We start from the raw sequence: 1,014 nt of genomic DNA on the forward strand, positions 1-1,014 counted from the left end.
CCGAAAGCTTATGACCGACCAACAACACAAGAAACTCAGCAAGTTCCTCAGCCTCATCCTCCGTCACGACCCGCAGGCCATCGGCCTGACTCTGGACGCCCAAGGCTGGGCCGACGTCGACGAATTCATCGCCAAGGCCGGCGCGCACGGCAGGCTCTACAGCCGCACGCTGATCGCAGCGATCGTGCGCGACAACGACAAGCAGCGCTTCAAGCTCAGCGACGATGGCCGCCGCATCCGCGCCAACCAGGGCCATTCGATCGACATCGACCTGGCCTTGCAGCCGCTCGAACCGCCGCCCACGCTCTACCACGGCACCGCCACCCACTTCGCCGCCTCGATCCGCAAGACCGGGCTGGACAAGCGCAGCCGCCAGCACGTGCACCTCTCGCTCGACCGCGACACCGCGCTCAAGGTCGGCAGCCGCCACGGCGCACCGCTGGTGCTGCACGTGCGCGCCGGCGAAATGCACGCACGCGGCTTCGCCTTCTACCGCGCCGACAACGGCGTATGGCTCACCGACGCGGTCGCGCCGGAGTTCATCGATTGGCCGGCGCAGGGGTGAGGCGATGGAGTTGCGTGCGATCCGGGCGGTTATAACTACCCCGACATCGAGCGTTATGTTGCTGAGCCGAGCCGACTAAGAGGCGCCACAGCTTCGCGACTACAACCTGAAGCCCTGCAGCTTTCCGTTCGTCATTCCGGCGAAAGCCGGAATCCATGTTGATCTTGCTGTTGCCGTCGCTCTTAGCTCCCCCCGCCGCCCCGAACTCGCCACAGGCAAATAGAGACCCGAAGGGCGGCGCGCAGGACGCGCGCCGTGCGCCACCCAGGCCATGGATGGCCTGTGTGGCGCATCCCTGCGCAAGCGCCGAACCATAGTGGCTCTTGATTCGAAAACAAGGAAAGCGCCTTTCTTTGGTTACTTTCTTTGGCAAGACAAAGAAAGTGACCCGGCCGCTTGCGGACGGAAGCTGTTGATCTTGGCTTGTCGTCACTCGTTGCAACGAGAGA

2 protein-coding genes are annotated in these 1,014 nt (G+C 63.9%); one reads left to right on the forward strand and one right to left on the reverse strand.

The window, feature by feature from the left end:
* A partial coding sequence (locus ABZY20_RS37540) for an RNA 2'-phosphotransferase (protein ID WP_356448064.1) occupies window positions 1–565 on the forward strand: 565 nt, incomplete at its 5' end.
* Here ABZY20_RS37540 and ABZY20_RS37545 read toward each other — a convergent pair.
* Window positions 540–1,014 (reverse strand): hypothetical protein (locus ABZY20_RS37545; protein ID WP_356448066.1); only part of this gene is annotated, 475 nt, incomplete at its 5' end. The two genes, ABZY20_RS37540 and ABZY20_RS37545, sit on opposite strands and share 26 nt — an antisense overlap.

Origin of the sequence: Streptomyces sp. NPDC006624 (assembly GCF_040611555.1) — a bacterium.
GTDB lineage: Bacteria > Actinomycetota > Actinomycetes > Streptomycetales > Streptomycetaceae > Streptomyces.